This is a genomic window from Candidatus Pandoraea novymonadis, assembly GCF_003004665.1.
Taxonomy (GTDB): Bacteria; Pseudomonadota; Gammaproteobacteria; order Burkholderiales; family Burkholderiaceae; genus Pandoraea; species Pandoraea novymonadis.
In genome coordinates this window covers 90,954-106,703 of record NZ_MUHY01000001.1, presented here as the reverse complement: position 1 = coordinate 106,703, position 15,750 = coordinate 90,954, and the positions used below count along the sequence as shown (strand labels likewise).

The following is a 15,750-nucleotide window of genomic DNA, read 5'->3' as shown; positions in this document are numbered from 1 at the left end:
ATCCCATCTATCGGGAGCTTGTTACTATCGAATTTTTTATTGAACACAAGGAAGAAGGTGAACTATCTTAAAACATCGAATCGCTGTGCTATTACCGTACCAGGTCTGGCTGACATGCGCTCTCGTGGTGAAAAAATCGCCATGCTAACGTGTTATGACGCCAGCTTTGCCACATTATGCGATCAAAATGGTGTTGATACACTGTTAATTGGCGACTCCCTTGGTAACGTGCTGCAAGGTCATCGAACAACACTATCGGTAACACTCCGCGATATCGCATACCATACAGAATCCGTTGCAAAAAAAACGCAAATTGCACTGATTATTTCCGACCTGCCGTTTGGAACCTATGGTACGCCACAACAAGCGTACCATAGTGCGGTTGAATTGATGCGGGCAGGTGCACAAATGGTAAAGCTAGAAGGCGGCGCCTGGCTGGCTGAAACCGTTCGTTTCCTATTTGAACGTGGCATTCCTGTCTGCACGCATCTAGGCCTCACTCCACAATCTATACATGCTTTTGGTGGTTTCAAGGTCCAGGGACGTGACAAAGAAGCAGGAAAACAGCTTTTGGAAGACGCGCACCAACTGGAAAATGCGGGCGCACAGTTAATGGTGCTCGAAGCAATTCCCGCAACGCTCGCTGAACAGGTTACACTCGCGCTTTCCATTCCAACTATCGGCATAGGCGCTGGACCAAATTGTTCAGGCCAAGTGCTGGTGCTGCACGATTTACTTGGTGTCTATACCGAAAAACGTCCTCGATTTGTGAAGAACTTCATCGAAGGCCAACCAAGCATTGCGGCAGCAGTCCAAGCCTACGTCAGTGCCGTCAAAGAAGCTAGATTTCCAGCACCTGAGCATTGCTTCTAAAGCATTACTATTTTTCGCCAGCATAGGCAAGCACTTATTCGTGTAATAACACAATTTCTAAAAAAACATACATCGACTATTTTCCCGCTGTTATAAAATCTAGCAGTTTCAAGTAACGCTTTAGGAAAAACGGAAACGATACAATCAACCATCACTTCACAGTTGAAACTCGATTTCTATACTTTATAGAAATACAATTACATTAGACATCAAATACTAAATCCAAAAAATATTTTCATAATGTTATATCTATGTACTTCTCTTAAAATAAGTCAATAGGGCATCTGTTAATATCACATTTAGAGATGCCCTAATCTTGGTTGTGATAAATAAAAATGCAGAGAAATGAAAATCCTTCAATCACCAAAACCTCGCCGCTTCACTCGACAAAAAATATTAATATAAAAAGAGAAATTTGTTTAACCACTTATTAAACGAACTGGCAAAACTCCTCTAAGCGCATTACAAACAATGATATGTTCAGCTAAAATTACATCATTACGCATCAGTGGCACTTCTTTTGCACCAAAAGTGGTATCACTCAAAAGTACTGCACGCATAACGCCTGGTAATACGCCTGACGACAATGGTGGCGTAAACCAGCAACCATCGCGTTTGAGAAAAACATTACTACGTGCCCCTTCAGTCAATTCACCACGTTCATTGAAGAATAAGACATCAAATGCTCCTTTCGCTTCAGCCAATTGCAATGCAGCATCATAAACTCTCCGTACCGTTGTCTTATGACGCAAAAACAAATCCGAGGCACTTGTAGTAACTTGTTCTACATTGTTTAGAAGTACTGTCGCATCCACTACTGGAGATAAAACTCTATGCGACAAGGATAACGAACCATCATGCGACAAAATGAGTCTAACACGGTACGGCCCATCATCAAGTTGTTTACACAGCTGATCCAATTTATTTTCAATAGTCGCCAAACAACATTTAAAACCAAAATATTCAGCAGAATTAGCCAATCGTTTTAAATGCAGAGGCAAATGACGGATGCCTTGCTGACGTGTAACAGCCATCGTTTCTATCAACTGGAAACCAGGATCTATCGACGTCAAGAAACGTGTCTTCCATTGGCATTCTTCCCACTCTTCTTCAGAACGACTGTCATGCACAATACCAGCGCCCACACCTAAACAACCATCACGCATACCGTCTTCACGGGACGAATCCAATATGATGGTTCGAATAGCCACTGATAAACAAAAATCACCTAACATTCGCCCGTTGTCTCGTGGCTTATCCAACCAACCAATAGCTCCTGTGTAAAGACCTCGGGGCTCAGTTTCCAGCTCCCCAATGAGCTTCATGGTACAACGTTTCGGTGCCCCGGTAATTGATCCACAAGGAAATAATGCATAAAAAATATCGGCAAGCCCAACGTCAGAGGATAAGACTGCCGTCACTGTCGATGTCATCTGTAACACACTAGCAAAACGCGTCACCTCAAACAGCCTCGATACACCTACTGAGCCAATAACAGCCAACTGCGCGAGATCATTACGCAGCAGATCTACTATCATTAAGTTCTCTGCACGATTCTTCTCGTCACCAGACAGCAAACAACTCGCCTCCGCATCAACAATTTCATTACCTGAAGCAGGTGCAGTGCCCTTCATTGGTTTAGCGAAACATTTGCCTTCCTGATGACGTATGAATAGTTCTGGCGATAACGACAAGACGGCGCGCCCTGGTTTTCCCTCTTTATCAGGCCAAACAATCAATGCACCAAAAGGTACCGGCTGTTTTTCACGCAGGCGCCGATAAAGAGTAACAGGTGAACCAAAGACATCGAAATACAAACGATATGTGTAATTAATCTGATAACATTCTCCCCTTGTCAATAAATCATGAATGCGCGAAATTACCTCGGAAAAATGATCTTGCGTGATACTCGCCCGTAATCCGGCGATGCCGGCAATGCCTCGCATCGCTTCATCATGTTGAGTTGCCAATAATGATGAATTTCGAGAAAACATCGAGCAGGATGCAACATTGGATATGCTCGAAGCCGTATAGATATCTACACCCATGTCCTGCATTGTCAGCCATTCCTGTACAGCAGAGCCATCAAGTTTTTCCATATGGGCAAACAATAACCCACGAAACGCTCCTGTTGGAGCTTCAATCTCAATATCACTCAATCGCACGCCAAACTCGTAGTCAACCAATAGGACAGCGTACAATCCTTCCCGCACTGCCATTTCGATTTCGTTTAATGTTGACTCAAAAGAAACAGAATCATCACAAATCACCTCGCGTACAAGTCCAGTATAAAGGCGAGCACCGCCGGCCGATTCAGCATTGTCATCCAACAGAGCAAATCCAGTCATTCGCACTTCTTGCATCATGAGATCACTCAAAAAACTGTTTTACTCTCTCGAACCAACCTTTACTTTGTGGACTGTGGCGTGCGCCACCTTCCTTCAGTGCCGTATCGAAACTGCGCAAAATTTCCTTCTGAGCATCATCTAACTTAACCGGTATCTCTACTTGCATATGCACATACAAATCACCTGGATAAGCTGCATGTACACCCTTGATCCCCTTACCGCGCAATCGAAAAGTTTTTCCTGTCTGTGTCCCTTCTGGCACAGTGAAGGTTGCTTTACCATGTAGCGTTGGCACATCAATACCACCACCTAATGCTGCAGTAGCAAATGAAATTGGCATTTGGCAATGAAGATCATTACCGTCACGCTCGAATACATTATGCGTCTTGATATGAATCTCAACATACAGGTCGCCAGAAGGACCGTCATTTACGCCCGGCTCGCCGTTACCTGTTGAACGAATACGCATACCATCTTCAATCCCTGCTGGAATTTTAACTTCCAATGTCTTTGTCTTTTTGACCTTACCCGTGCCATGACAATGAGTGCAAGGTTCAGGAATATAGCTACCTGTACCATTACATTTCGGGCATGTCTGCTGAATGTTAAAAAATCCCTGAGCCATCGGTACAGAACCGTTCCCATTACAAGTCCCACAGATTTCAATTTTTGTACCACGTTTTGCACCATCACCATTGCAAAAATCACAAGCTTGCCAGCTTGGCACACGAATCTGAGTGTCAAAACCATTTGCCGCTTGCTCAAGCGTTACTTCCATGTTGTAACGCAGATCAGAACCGCGATAGGCCTTTGGTCCACTACGGCCACCTCGTTGACCTCCAGCGCTCCCTGCACCAAAAATATCCCCAAAGATGTCACCGAAAGCGTCAGTAAAACCACCACTGAACCCCTGCGCTCCACCACTAAAGCCACCCATATTCGGATCCACACCAGCATGGCCGTAGCGATCGTATGCAGCACGCTTTTGGGCATCGCTGAGCATCTCATAAGCCTCTTTTACCTCTTTGAACTTCTCTTCAGCAATCTCACTACTCTCGGTGTTCCGGTCCGGATGATACTTCATAGCCAGCTTACGATAAGCCTTCTTCAGCTCTACATCACTAACATTTTTACTAACCCCGAGGATCTCATAATAATCACGTTTAGCCATAACTCTTTTCACATGGGTGTAATACTCACCATTAGGCAAAAAGCCGGGTCGAGATCTAGCTGACGGCTGATCTCGACCCGGCCCGCACACGCGCAGCGCATATATCTACACTACGCACGATACAACACTTACTTCTTATCGTTGACGTCCTTGAAGTCTGCATCAACAACATTTTCGTCGTTCTTCTCCTCACTCACTTCAGCCTCTGCAGCACCTGCTTTTGCCTGTATATCAGCGTACATATGCTCACCAAGCTTGTGACTAGCTGTACCTAAGGCTTCTACTTTAGCATCGATACTTGTCTTATCTGAACCACGTAAGGCATCTTCCAAAGCTGCAATCGCAGACTCGATAGCTTCCTTCTCTGTCACCTCGATCTTATCTCCGTATTCCGTCAATGCCTTCTTCGTACTATGAATCAACGCATCACCTTGATTACGGGCATCAGCCAGCTCACGTGCTTTTTTATCTTCCTCAGAGTTGAGTTCAGCATCTTTAACCATCTGTTGAATTTCAGTATCTGTCAAACCTGAGTTCGCCTTAATGGTGACCTTATTTTCTTTTCCAGTAGCTTTGTCTTTGGCAGCAACATGGAGAATTCCATTCGCATCAATATCGAAAGTTACTTCAATTTGCGGTGTCCCACGTGCAGCTGGTGGGATACCTTCGAGATTAAATTCACCTAGTAACTTGTTGCCCGAAGCCATCTCACGCTCACCTTGGAAAACCTTGATGGTAACTGCGGGCTGGTTATCGTCAGCCGTCGAAAAAGTTTGAGAGTGCTTCGTTGGAATCGTAGTGTTCTTCTGAATCATCTTGGTCATGACACCACCCAACGTCTCTATACCGAGAGATAACGGAGTTACATCAAGTAACAACACATCCTTACGGTCCCCAGACAACACAGAACCTTGGATAGCCGCGCCTGCAGCAACGGCTTCATCTGGATTCACATCCTTACGAGGATCTTGCAAGAAGAATTCTTTGACCTTCTCCTGCACCTTTGGCATACGCGTCATACCCCCAACCAAGATCACATCGTCGATATCGCTCACATTCACACCTGCATCCTTAATTGCCAGGCGGCAAGGTGTAATCGTACGGGCAATTAACTCTTCGACCAGGGATTCAAGCTTCGCACGCGTAATTTTTAAGTTCAGATGCTTTGGGCCAGAAGAGTTCGCTGTAATGTATGGAAGGTTAATTTCTGTCTGCTGACTCGACGATAACTCAATCTTTGCTTTTTCTGCCGCTTCCTTCAAACGTTGCAGAGCCAAGACATCCTTTGACAAATCAACGCCTTGTTCTTTCTTAAACTCACCAATAATATAATCAATAATGCGCTGATCGAAGTCTTCACCACCCAAAAACGTGTCGCCGTTAGTAGACAGCACTTCAAATTGATGCTCACCACTAACATCTGCAATTTCGATGATCGAGATATCAAACGTACCACCACCAAGGTCATACACAGCAATCTTACGGTCACCACCTTCTTTTTTATCGAGACCGAAGGCCAATGCAGCAGCTGTCGGTTCATTAATAATGCGCTTAACATCCAGTCCAGCAATACGTCCCGCATCCTTTGTCGCTTGGCGCTGGCTATCATTGAAGTATGCTGGCACCGTAATCACAGCTTCCGTCACTGGTTCACCGAGGTAGTCCTCAGCAGTTTTCTTCATTTTACGAAGAACTTCCGCGGAAATCTGTGGTGCAGCAAGTTTATTGCTATGCACTTCCACCCAAGCATCTCCATTATCAGCCTTCACAATCTTGTAAGGCATCAAGCTAATATCCTTTTGCACCTCCTTCTCTTCGAAACGCCGACCGATTAGTCGCTTTGCTGCATAGATCGTGTTACTTGGGTTGGTCACCGCTTGACGTTTCGCTGGCGCACCAACAAGTATCTCACCATCTTCCATGTAAGCAACGACCGACGGCGTAGTGCGTGCTCCTTCTGCATTTTCGATAATCTTGACCTGATTACCTTCCATCACAGCTAAACAAGAGTTTGTGGTGCCCAGGTCAATACCAATGATTCTTCCCATTTCAATTTCTCCTATCGTCCGACAAAAAAGGAAGGGTTCCCAAGATGCGGACTACATTCAATTTCAATCTTTACGAAAGATGGACACAATCAAAAACATTTCAAGAGCTTTTTTGAGGAAAAAATTTTATCTTTTACTTCTCGCCATACGCTCAAAAATAAGTATCCACCAATAGAAGTCTCCCAATGGGAGACAAAAAACTATCATTTCGCCGCAGAAACCGTCACAAGTGCTGGACGCAATACGCGATCGGCAATCAAATATCCTTTTTGCAGCACAGTCACCACAGTATTAGGCTCTTGTTCTGCAGGAACCACAGAGATCGCTTGATGTTGATGCGGATCAAACTTCTGACCTGTCGGATTAATGGCTGTGATTTTTCCCTTCTCAAAGGCAGAAATCAGTTGACGTAGCGTCAATTCTACGCCCTCATGTATCTTGGCTATATCACCAGATGTATCCGTCAGAGCCGCCTCAAGACTATCGATCACCGGCAACAAGTACTCGGCGAAGTTCTCAACAGCGAATTTATGGGCACGAATAAGGTCATCCTCAGCTCGGCGACGAATATTCTCGCTTTCAGCTTTAGCACGGAGCAATTGATCATAATAGTCACGTGCTTCAGCCTGTGCCAGGCGTAGCTCATCATCCTCAACTTGAGGACTTTGCAGTGTTACATCTTGCTCCGGAATTGGCTGTTCGGAAATGTTTTGCTGATCAGTCATGTCTATGCCATCTTTAAAAATCACGCACGCACCAAAAACGATGCATGAAAACTCTCAATGCCTTAAAGAAAATGAGGATGTTCTACATGGATTTCAAGAGCATCTGAATATCTACCTTCATCTAGCATAAGCAAAAATATCCAGAAACGAATGGCGAGTATCTGTAGATACAGATACTCTTTTTACAAGTTCATTATTAGAACTCGTACACCTCTCACACAACCATATAGGGATTGCCGAGTAAAAAATTTGGTTAATCAACAGAAATTCCATGCTCGAAACCACTTCCATCTACTCAGATAAGTAGTCGCAATGATTATGGATAGACATCCACAATGTTTTGCTTTTCAACTGCCATTACGAAAAAATTGTTGCGTAATAGCATGACTACATTATTGACGCTCGTTCGATGTTAGTCCAATTTAGAAAGAACTGGCCAACCCTGTAGATGGCACGCTACAATTTCTCCCAAGGCAGTGATCCAAGCAGAAGAAACATTCAAAGAAGGAATGAAATGGAAGACTGTGCCTCCTGCGGCGGTAAATACTTGCCGGCCTCTTTGACAAATTTCTTCAAGAGTTTCCAAGCAATCAGACGTAAAACCGGGACAAAAAACATCAACCCGATGAGTTCCAAGGTGTCCTAGCTTCTGAAGCATCGGTTCGGTATATGGCTGCAACCATTTTGCAGGACCAAAACGAGACTGAAAAGTAAGAAAACATTCCATTTCTGACAAATGTAGGGCTGCGACGAGCAACTTTACGGTCTTGACGCATTGATCATGGTAGGGATCACCAAGATCAAATGTTCGACGAGGCATCCCATGAAAACTTAGCAAAAGCCGATCACCATTGTCAAAATCGGGACGACCATGCTGCTCCCAATAGGATTCGATCTGCTGACGCAATGCATCAATGTATGAAGGATGATCATAATAATGACCTACTGTACGAATGTCAGGTTGATTACGTAGATGACAAAGTACACGAAATACCTCATCCATTGCAGTGGCTGTGGTACTGCTCGAATACTGCGGGTAAAGAGGCAACACAAGAATACGTTCAGCCCCAGCCTGCCTCAATTCTCTAATTTTTTCACGAATAGGTGGATTACCATATCGCATACCATACTCCACTAGCACATCATAATCGGCAAGATGTAATAACTTACGGAGTGCAGTGGTTTGACGCTCCGTATAGAGCCTCAAAGGCGATCCTCCAGGAGTCCAAATCGTGGCGTATTTCTTGGCCGACTGACGGCTTCGCAAGGGCAAGATAACGAAACGCAACAAAGGTCTCCAAATCACCGCAGGAATTTCTACAACACGTGGATCTGATAGAAATTCTCGCAGATAACGGCGAACAGAAGCTGGTCGAAACTCGTCTGGCGTGCCAAGGTTAATAAGAAGCACTGCTGTCTTTCCCGGCCGCCCATGAAGCATGTGAGATTCTTTGTCAAAGCGCATGAGGGTCTACTTTATCGGATCATTTACCCTTCTCACATGATGATGAGAATACGGGAGAGGAAAAGGTTCAGAAATGTCCAATCACAGTTGTATTTGACACTTTGACCAAAAAACACAGGAACGGTCCTAATCTTGACAGCTATCTGCTAATAATTCTAGAAAAATAGGATGTATCTAACAAAAATTACACAACTATTCCCGAAAAAGGAGGAATATCAATATATTGTTTGAAAATAAGCATCTTAAGTTCTCATGGTAACTACGTGACCATGAGAACTTAAGAGAAAATCAAGCGACCAGTAGTCATCTAGAAATATGAATCTGAAATAAAAATCTAGAAAATACTAATCTCTTAACTCAAAATGGAAGATCATGTGTTTATCTATTGTATTCGGGACGACAGAGAATATTTTTGAAGTGATTATGTCTCGTCGAGCGTGGTTTTCTATCCCCTAAATTCACTAAAAACATAAATTGTAACAATAGCAATGGTGAGTACCATAGACTTATGGTGTAATGCTAAGATGGAAACTGGAAATCCTTTTAAAATTGTTGCTCTCTTTGGTAAGTACAATGCCCAAGGCATTGCCGATCCGCTGTTATCCTTGGCAAATAATATCTCGCAACGTGGTCATCATGTCGTTTTCGAACACGATACAGCTCATAACATCGGTGCTGCCGCAGCCAATTATACTGCACTTGACACCCAAGAAATTGGCTCGCAAGCGGATGTTGCCATCGTCATAGGTGGCGATGGCACAATGCTAGGCGTGGGTCGCCAATTGACGGCGACCCACGTCCCTTTGATAGGTGTAAATCACGGGCGTGTTGGCTTTATCACAGATATCCCACTACATCAAATGCATCATGTTATACCATCGATGTTAGAGGGACAGTTTGAAGCTGAACAGCGAACTCTGTTGGCCGCACGAGTAAAACGTGATGGCAATGTGCTATATGAAACGCTTGCATTTAACGATGTTGTAGTCAACCGTAACGGACTCTCTGGAATGATCGAGCTTCGTGTCGATGTTGATGGACGTTTCATGTACAAGCAACGTTCCGATGGACTCATCGTAGCGACGCCAACCGGCTCCACAGCATATGCGCTATCCGCTTCAGGCCCGATTTTACATCCTATGCTAGGTGGTGTCGTACTCGTGCCAATTGCACCATACGCACTATCGAACCGACCGATTGTATTGCCAGACACTACAGAGATCGTCATCACTATCGAGGCAGCCCCAGAAGTCGGGGTAAATTTCGACATGCAATCATTCAGCGAATTGCTTTTGGGAGATCAAATAATTATTAATCGTTCTGAGCACAATGTAACCTTTTTACATCCAGTTGGATATAACTATTACGCCACCTTGCGACGCAAACTCCATTGGAACCAACATATTTCCAAGGAAGATGATCTGTCTTGAAATGCTTACGTGTGGTGATAAGACATCAAACGTTTTCTGAATAAACCATGCTACGCAACCTCTCAATTCGAGATTTCGTAATTGTCGATCGACTTGACCTAGAATTTTCGGACGGGTTTACGGTCTTTTCAGGCGAAACTGGCGCAGGTAAATCGATTTTAATCGATGCCATATCAATCGCACTTGGTGAACGTTGTGATGCTAGAATGATTCGTAGAGGCCAAACTGGCGCCAGCATAACGGCTGAATTTACAGGTGATACCTTAGCACGTCCAGATCTCCAAGCATGGCTGCAAGCACAATCACTTCCGCTCAAAAAACATGGTTGTATGGTACTTCGACGTGTTTTTGACAGCCATGGACGTTCACGCGCTTTTATCAACAACACCCCGACGACACTCTCTCAACTGCGAGAGCTAGGGTGTATGCTAGTCGCTATTCACGGACAACATACACAACAACAACTGCTTCACACAGACGTGCAACGCAAGATACTCGACGGTTATGGCAGCTTAGATAAAGTCGCGGCTAAAACTGAGGAAGCCTATCGTAAATGGCAGTCGTTTATAAAAAAGTACGAAGAAGCAAAAAGATGTAACAAGGATTTAAAAATAGAGCGTGAACGGCTCGAATGGGAAGTCTCTGAACTAAATAGACTAAATCCGCAAGCGGGAGAGTGGGACAACATCAATTGTGAACATCGACGCCTATCTCAAGCCGCCAGTCTCATCATTGGCTCACAAGAAGCACTTGCGACCCTCGCCGAAGCAGATCAATCAATCGTTCAAATGCTACATAACACAGTGCATCGTATGCGTGAACTAAAAGAAATTGATGCTGCACTGAGTGAAACACTTGCCGCACTCGAACCAGCTGAAATCTATTTACACGAAGCTGTACATTCACTGACGCAATACGTACAGACAATCAACCTCGATCCTGAGCGCCTCGAAATTGTCGAAACCAGACTCGCCTCATTACATTCCGCTGCCCGAAAATTTCGCGTGTCTCCCGAAGAATTATCCCAAGAGCTCCAAACACGGCGAGCTCAACTCGACAAACTGAGTGTCTCTGAAGACATCACCGATCTGCAATCAGCTTTACAAATAGCCTACGATCAATATCTATCTCTGGCACAAATTTTATCAAAAGAACGCAAAAAAGCCGCAGCCTCACTATCACAACAAGTAACTGGTGCGATGCAAGATCTCTGCATGCCTGGCAGCCGGTTTGAAGTCACACTCACTCCTACGGCTCAGGCCCAATCATTTGGATTGGAAACTCCAGAATTTCTCGTTGCAAGCCACCATGCTATACCAACACGACCTTTAATCAAGGTAGCATCGGGGGGAGAGTTGGCTCGCATAAACTTAGCATTACGAGTCATAGTCAGCAGTACCGATCTAAATACGACCTTGATTTTCGATGAAGTTGACTCTGGCATCGGTGGTGCCATTGCTGAAGTTGTTGGTCGACTTCTGAGAAAATTAGGACAAAAGCGGCAGATCCTATGCGTTACCCATCTCCCGCAAGTTGCAGCACTAGGTCATCAACACATGCGTGTTAAGAAGTGTAACAAAGGTAATTCAATAACCACTGAAATCGTGTCACTCATACACAACGAACGTGTTGAAGAGATCGCCCGCATGCTTGGCGGCGTCGAAATTACCAGCACAACACGCAAACATGCACAAGAAATGCTCGAACTGTAGCCTTGCTTGCCCACCGTCAAACCGAATGCTCAAAGCTTTGACTGTCTTCTTTATTTCAATGAGAACTAAACACCGATACCCATAATGCAGCAACAGCTATACGTTCTTGCTCAACCTCAGTGCTAATAACACGTACTTCCTCTATGCCGTCATAGCCTAAACTTTATGAATCGACACATAAGATATATTAGGGCTCACTGGCTCAGCAAGGGTGGAGTCAATTAAAACTGGCATCGCTGTCTCACGCGACAGCGTGGTATTGGCTTAAATCATTGCGCTGCAATGATGGTTCTTTCCCAGCATATAACAGAACCCAATACTGCATTGGGTTCTGTTATTGAGCTATACCTCCCACAATCATACTTTAGGTAAAAAACAGCGTGAGATTCGGATGTTCTTATGATGCATCGTAATCATCTCTTCTGCTAACAGAAAAGCTTCTCACTATGCCATCAACACTTGCTTGCATATGTCCTCAAAAGAAGTACCAATCTCTTGATCGTCTGCGAAGTATCTTGCACGTGTGAAGGCGTGATGCTCCCAAACCAATGCCGTATTGGCTCTACCTTCATAAAACTGGTACTGACAAAGACCTCTAAAGTTGTGACTAACAATCATGATAAACTATTCGACCTCAATCGCAGATCCACGTCGAATAACAGCCCCTAAGTATGCGCAGTTAAAAAATTAACGAATCATTAAGCTACCCCAGTATAAGCTTCCCAGGCACGCTCGTCTTCATCATCCATCCTAAAAGAAAATCAAATTTAATATAAATAAGCATGCCTTCCAAGTCACGCTGCATCAACATAGTACAGAGCACTTCAACACGCAGAAGGCGCAATATCCTTCCAAGCGTGACTCATACACCTTCATCGATATAGGCATGCCACCGACTAGAACCTCGAAGCTCTGCATTAGCTATTTCTGACTGACAGGATGAGCAGCATGCTTACCACGCACGTTAAGCATTGATCGTAGAGAAAACTACTTGCAGCACGGATATGAATCGATTTTAACTTTAAAAGCATGAGTTGACTGACTTTAAAAATACATCTCGCTGCCATCAACATCTCAATTAAACTGATAAATACAGCACCGTCCTTACTATTCGACAGTATAGGAAAAAATACAATCGAAAACGAATAGAAAGAAAAGATCCATGATCTTACTTTGCGTAAGGAGAATCGAGCTCCGCTAGAAATTTTAAAGTGATTTTTCTACCAAATATTAATACTGGTTTCGCTTCACTCGTTTACGCATTTATGAAACCTATGTTCGATATCAGCTCTTTCCTCAATTAATTTTGAGCCAATAACTCTCTAAAATCTTCTAACAAGAATACCTCGTGAACAGTTCGTGGAATAATTTTGGAATCAAGCGAAGCAGATTCAATAAAAGCGAAAGTGGCAAACCATTTCCCATTACTGTCCACTTCACTTTAGGATCCTGAGTAATATCAAACATCTCAACCATCACAGAAATGATGATGACACCTAAACTCTCAATCAGATCGAGATCAACCCATGCCTTCGCTCCAACCGAAATAGGCGCAGTGCAAATGGTGAGCACACCAGATGTCGAACGTAATCTAACGGAATCGAAGCATCTCATCGCTATGGCCGTAGAGGCCGGTGCAAAACTAATCTTACTCCCAGAATACTTTTGTTCTATGAGCCATCAAGATAGCGAAAAGCTTCCAATAGCTGAAAAATTCGGTGATGGGCCAATTCAAAATTTTTTGGCCAAAATTAGCCAGCACTATGGTATTTGGCTGATCTCTGGTACTATCCCGCTCATATCGGTAAAACCTAATCGGATTTTAAACACCACTATCGTTTTTAAACCTGACGGTAGTATTGCAGCTCGTTACAACAAAATTCATCTCTTCGAATTTCTCACAGGAGAAGAATCCTACGACGAAGCACTCACCATTCATCCAGGCGATAAGTTGTGTACCTTTGAGTCTCCGTTCGGACGGGTCGGCTTGTCTATCTGCTACGATTTACGTTTCCCCGAATTGTATCGAGCCATGAGTGACTGTTCCCTCATGGCACTTCCAGCTGCCTTCACTTATACGACTGGTCGTGCCCATTGGGAAATTCTGCTACGGGCACGGGCAATTGAAAACCAATGTTACGTCTTAGCTGCCGCCCAAGGTGGGCATCATGAAAATGGAAGACATACGTGGGGTCACTCGATGTTAATCGACCCATGGGGGGATATCTTAGCCATCAAAGAAGGGGAAGGCCCAGGTATCATCACGGGGAAAATCGAAAGCGAACGACTAACATCGGTTAGAGAAAGCCTGCCAGCACTACGCCATCGAGTGTTTAGTATTTAACTTTTCTCAAACTTCTTCTTTATTCCTTATCGACATCTTCTTAGCACGATACATCGCATGAAAATCATCGACATCGGTATTCAGAATTTAGCCACTGCTCGTGGATTATTGCTGACACCTCATAATCTTGACGAAAAAGATTTACAGCGTGCGATCGGCGACATCTTCACTCATCGCATCGATTACGCTGATCTCTATTTCCAATATACTCGCCGTGAAGCTTGGTTCCTAGAAGAAGGGACCGTTAAATCGGGTTCTTTCTCAATTGATCAAGGCGTTGGAGTTCGTGCCATTGTGGGAGACCGAACCGCTTTTGCGTACTCTAATTCTATTTCTAATACCGCCCTAAAAGAAGCCACTGCAGCTACTCGTAGCATTGCTGCAGCTGGTTGTAATCAAACCAGAATCGGGGGAAATTTTAAAAGTCCCAAAAGCTCTGCATGCTACCTACCGTGTGATCCACTGAACTCACTTGATGCAAACAAAAAAGTAGGAGTGCTTGAACGAATTGAGACACTAGCTCGCTCACGTGATACACGCATTACCCAAGTCATGGCAAGTTTGACAGGTGAATATGATGTTATCTTGGTGACCCGTAGTGATGGTATGATGGCAGCCGATGTACGCCCGCTGGTGCGCTTATCAATTACCGTAATCGTCGAATCGAACGGAAAACGTGAAATAGGCAATAGCGGCGGTGGCGCTCGACTAGACTATGATTACTTTACCGACAAGCTATTAGAGCGTTATGCATACGAAGCAGTGGACAGTGCCGTCGTCAAACTCGACGCGCGCCCAGCACCAGCAGGGACTATGACTGTTGTCCTCGGTCCAGGCTGGCCAGGTATACTTTTACACGAAGCAATAGGTCACGGTTTGGAGGGAGACTTTAACCGTAAAGGATCATCTGCCTTCTCAGGACGATTAGGTGAACGCGTTGCTGCGAAAGGTATTACCGTAGTGGACAACGGTACGCTACCGAATCGACGAGGCTCATTAAACATCGACGATGAGGGGAACACCCCCCAATGCACTACGCTAATCGAAGATGGCATATTGAAGGCCTATATGCAAGATAGTCTCAATGCAAGACTCATGAAAATGCCACTCACTGGAAATGGTCGACGGGAATCTTATGCTACTTTACCCATGCCACGCATGAGCAACACTTACATGTTAGCAGGTGATAAAGACCCCAATGAAATCATCTCATCAGTAAAACATGGGCTATACGCCGTCAACTTCGGAGGCGGTCAAGTGGACATTACCAGCGGTAAATTTGTTTTTTCCACGTCGGAGGCTTACATGATTGAGAACGGTAAAGTAACCTACCCGGTTAAAGAAGCAACATTAATCGGCAATGGCCCAGAATCCCTTAAAGAAGTTACTATGATCGGCAAGGATATGGCTCTAGACTCCGGCGTTGGTGTCTGTGGTAAAGAGGGTCAAAGTGTGCCGGTCGGCGTAGGCCAACCGACGTTGCGGATGGAAAAAATGACTGTGGGTGGTACTGCTTAAAAGAGTAATATTTTTAAATTCACCATGAATATACTATTACTACACAACAAGAATTTTCGACAGAATCACAGTATTCTACAAAATTTGCACCATGATGCGCTTGCGAGCAACCTCGA

At 44.4% G+C, this 15,750-nt stretch carries 11 protein-coding genes; 5 read left to right on the top strand and 6 right to left on the bottom strand.

Translation table 11 applies throughout. From position 1 onward, the window contains the following. Positions 1-57: 57 nt before the first annotated feature. Positions 58-873, top strand: a complete 816-nt coding sequence (gene panB / locus BZL35_RS00470) for a 3-methyl-2-oxobutanoate hydroxymethyltransferase (RefSeq protein WP_106181785.1) — start codon at positions 58-60, stop codon at positions 871-873. A gap of 419 nt (positions 874-1,292) precedes the next feature. Here panB and BZL35_RS00465 read toward each other — a convergent pair whose 3' ends face one another. The 5 genes from BZL35_RS00465 to hemH form a co-directional block, all read right to left on the bottom strand. Further along, positions 1,293-3,239 (bottom strand): chorismate-binding protein, encoded by a 1,947-nt coding sequence (locus BZL35_RS00465; RefSeq protein ID WP_245916302.1) that lies wholly within the window; start codon positions 3,237-3,239, stop codon positions 1,293-1,295. 4 nt (positions 3,240-3,243) lie between these two features. Continuing rightward, entirely contained in the window at positions 3,244-4,392 is a 1,149-nt protein-coding gene (gene dnaJ / locus BZL35_RS00460; RefSeq protein WP_106181783.1) for a molecular chaperone DnaJ, read from the bottom strand. A 128-nt stretch (positions 4,393-4,520) separates the two neighbouring features. Then, positions 4,521-6,440, bottom strand: a complete 1,920-nt coding sequence (dnaK, locus tag BZL35_RS00455) for a molecular chaperone DnaK (protein ID WP_106181780.1) — start codon at positions 6,438-6,440, stop codon at positions 4,521-4,523. Positions 6,441-6,643: 203 nt separating this feature from the next. Continuing rightward, positions 6,644-7,165: a nucleotide exchange factor GrpE gene (grpE, locus tag BZL35_RS00450; RefSeq protein WP_106181778.1), complete on the bottom strand. Its 522-nt coding sequence runs from the start codon at positions 7,163-7,165 to the stop codon at positions 6,644-6,646. Between the two features lie 412 nt (positions 7,166-7,577). Continuing rightward, positions 7,578-8,630, bottom strand: a complete 1,053-nt coding sequence (gene hemH, locus BZL35_RS00445) for a ferrochelatase (protein WP_106181775.1) — start codon at positions 8,628-8,630, stop codon at positions 7,578-7,580. A gap of 488 nt (positions 8,631-9,118) precedes the next feature. Here hemH and BZL35_RS00440 point away from each other — a divergent pair, with 488 nt between their 5' ends. Together BZL35_RS00440 and recN are read left to right on the top strand one after the other, a co-directional pair. After that, positions 9,119-10,060, top strand: coding sequence for an NAD kinase (locus BZL35_RS00440; RefSeq protein ID WP_245916301.1), 942 nt, complete (start codon positions 9,119-9,121; stop codon positions 10,058-10,060). A gap of 47 nt (positions 10,061-10,107) precedes the next feature. Then, complete coding sequence (gene recN, locus BZL35_RS00435; protein WP_106181771.1) at positions 10,108-11,772, top strand: DNA repair protein RecN; 1,665 nt, start codon at positions 10,108-10,110, stop codon at positions 11,770-11,772. A 1,332-nt stretch (positions 11,773-13,104) separates the two neighbouring features. On the opposite strand, the gene BZL35_RS05005 is transcribed toward recN, so the two are convergent. Further along, positions 13,105-13,344 (bottom strand): hypothetical protein, encoded by a 240-nt coding sequence (locus tag BZL35_RS05005; RefSeq protein WP_181276550.1) that lies wholly within the window; start codon positions 13,342-13,344, stop codon positions 13,105-13,107. On the opposite strand from BZL35_RS05005, the gene BZL35_RS00430 reads away from it, so the two are divergent. Further along, entirely contained in the window at positions 13,262-14,116 is an 855-nt protein-coding gene (locus tag BZL35_RS00430; RefSeq protein ID WP_106182806.1) for a carbon-nitrogen hydrolase family protein, read from the top strand. The genes BZL35_RS05005 and BZL35_RS00430 overlap by 83 nt on opposite strands. Before the next feature lie 57 nt (positions 14,117-14,173). Next, on the top strand, positions 14,174-15,634 hold the full coding sequence (gene tldD / locus BZL35_RS00425) for a metalloprotease TldD (protein WP_106181769.1): 1,461 nt from the start codon (positions 14,174-14,176) through the stop codon (positions 15,632-15,634). The last annotated feature ends 116 nt before the right edge of the window (positions 15,635-15,750 follow it).

Bases quoted from the DNA above. Each gene is read 5' to 3' on its own strand.
- BZL35_RS00465 (WP_245916302.1), bottom strand. From the start codon at position 3,239: ATGATGCAAGAAGTGCGAATGACTGGATTTGCTCTGTTGGATGACAAT.
- dnaJ (WP_106181783.1), bottom strand. From the start codon at position 4,392: ATGGCTAAACGTGATTATTATGAGATCCTCGGGGTTAGTAAAAATGTT.
- dnaK (WP_106181780.1), bottom strand. From the start codon at position 6,440: ATGGGAAGAATCATTGGTATTGACCTGGGCACCACAAACTCTTGTTTA.
- grpE (WP_106181778.1), bottom strand. From the start codon at position 7,165: ATGACTGATCAGCAAAACATTTCCGAACAGCCAATTCCGGAGCAAGAT.
- hemH (WP_106181775.1), bottom strand. From the start codon at position 8,630: ATGCGCTTTGACAAAGAATCTCACATGCTTCATGGGCGGCCGGGAAAG.
- BZL35_RS00440 (WP_245916301.1), top strand. From the start codon at position 9,119: ATGGTGAGTACCATAGACTTATGGTGTAATGCTAAGATGGAAACTGGA.
- recN (WP_106181771.1), top strand. From the start codon at position 10,108: ATGCTACGCAACCTCTCAATTCGAGATTTCGTAATTGTCGATCGACTT.
- BZL35_RS00430 (WP_106182806.1), top strand. From the start codon at position 13,262: ATGACACCTAAACTCTCAATCAGATCGAGATCAACCCATGCCTTCGCT.
- tldD (WP_106181769.1), top strand. From the start codon at position 14,174: ATGAAAATCATCGACATCGGTATTCAGAATTTAGCCACTGCTCGTGGA.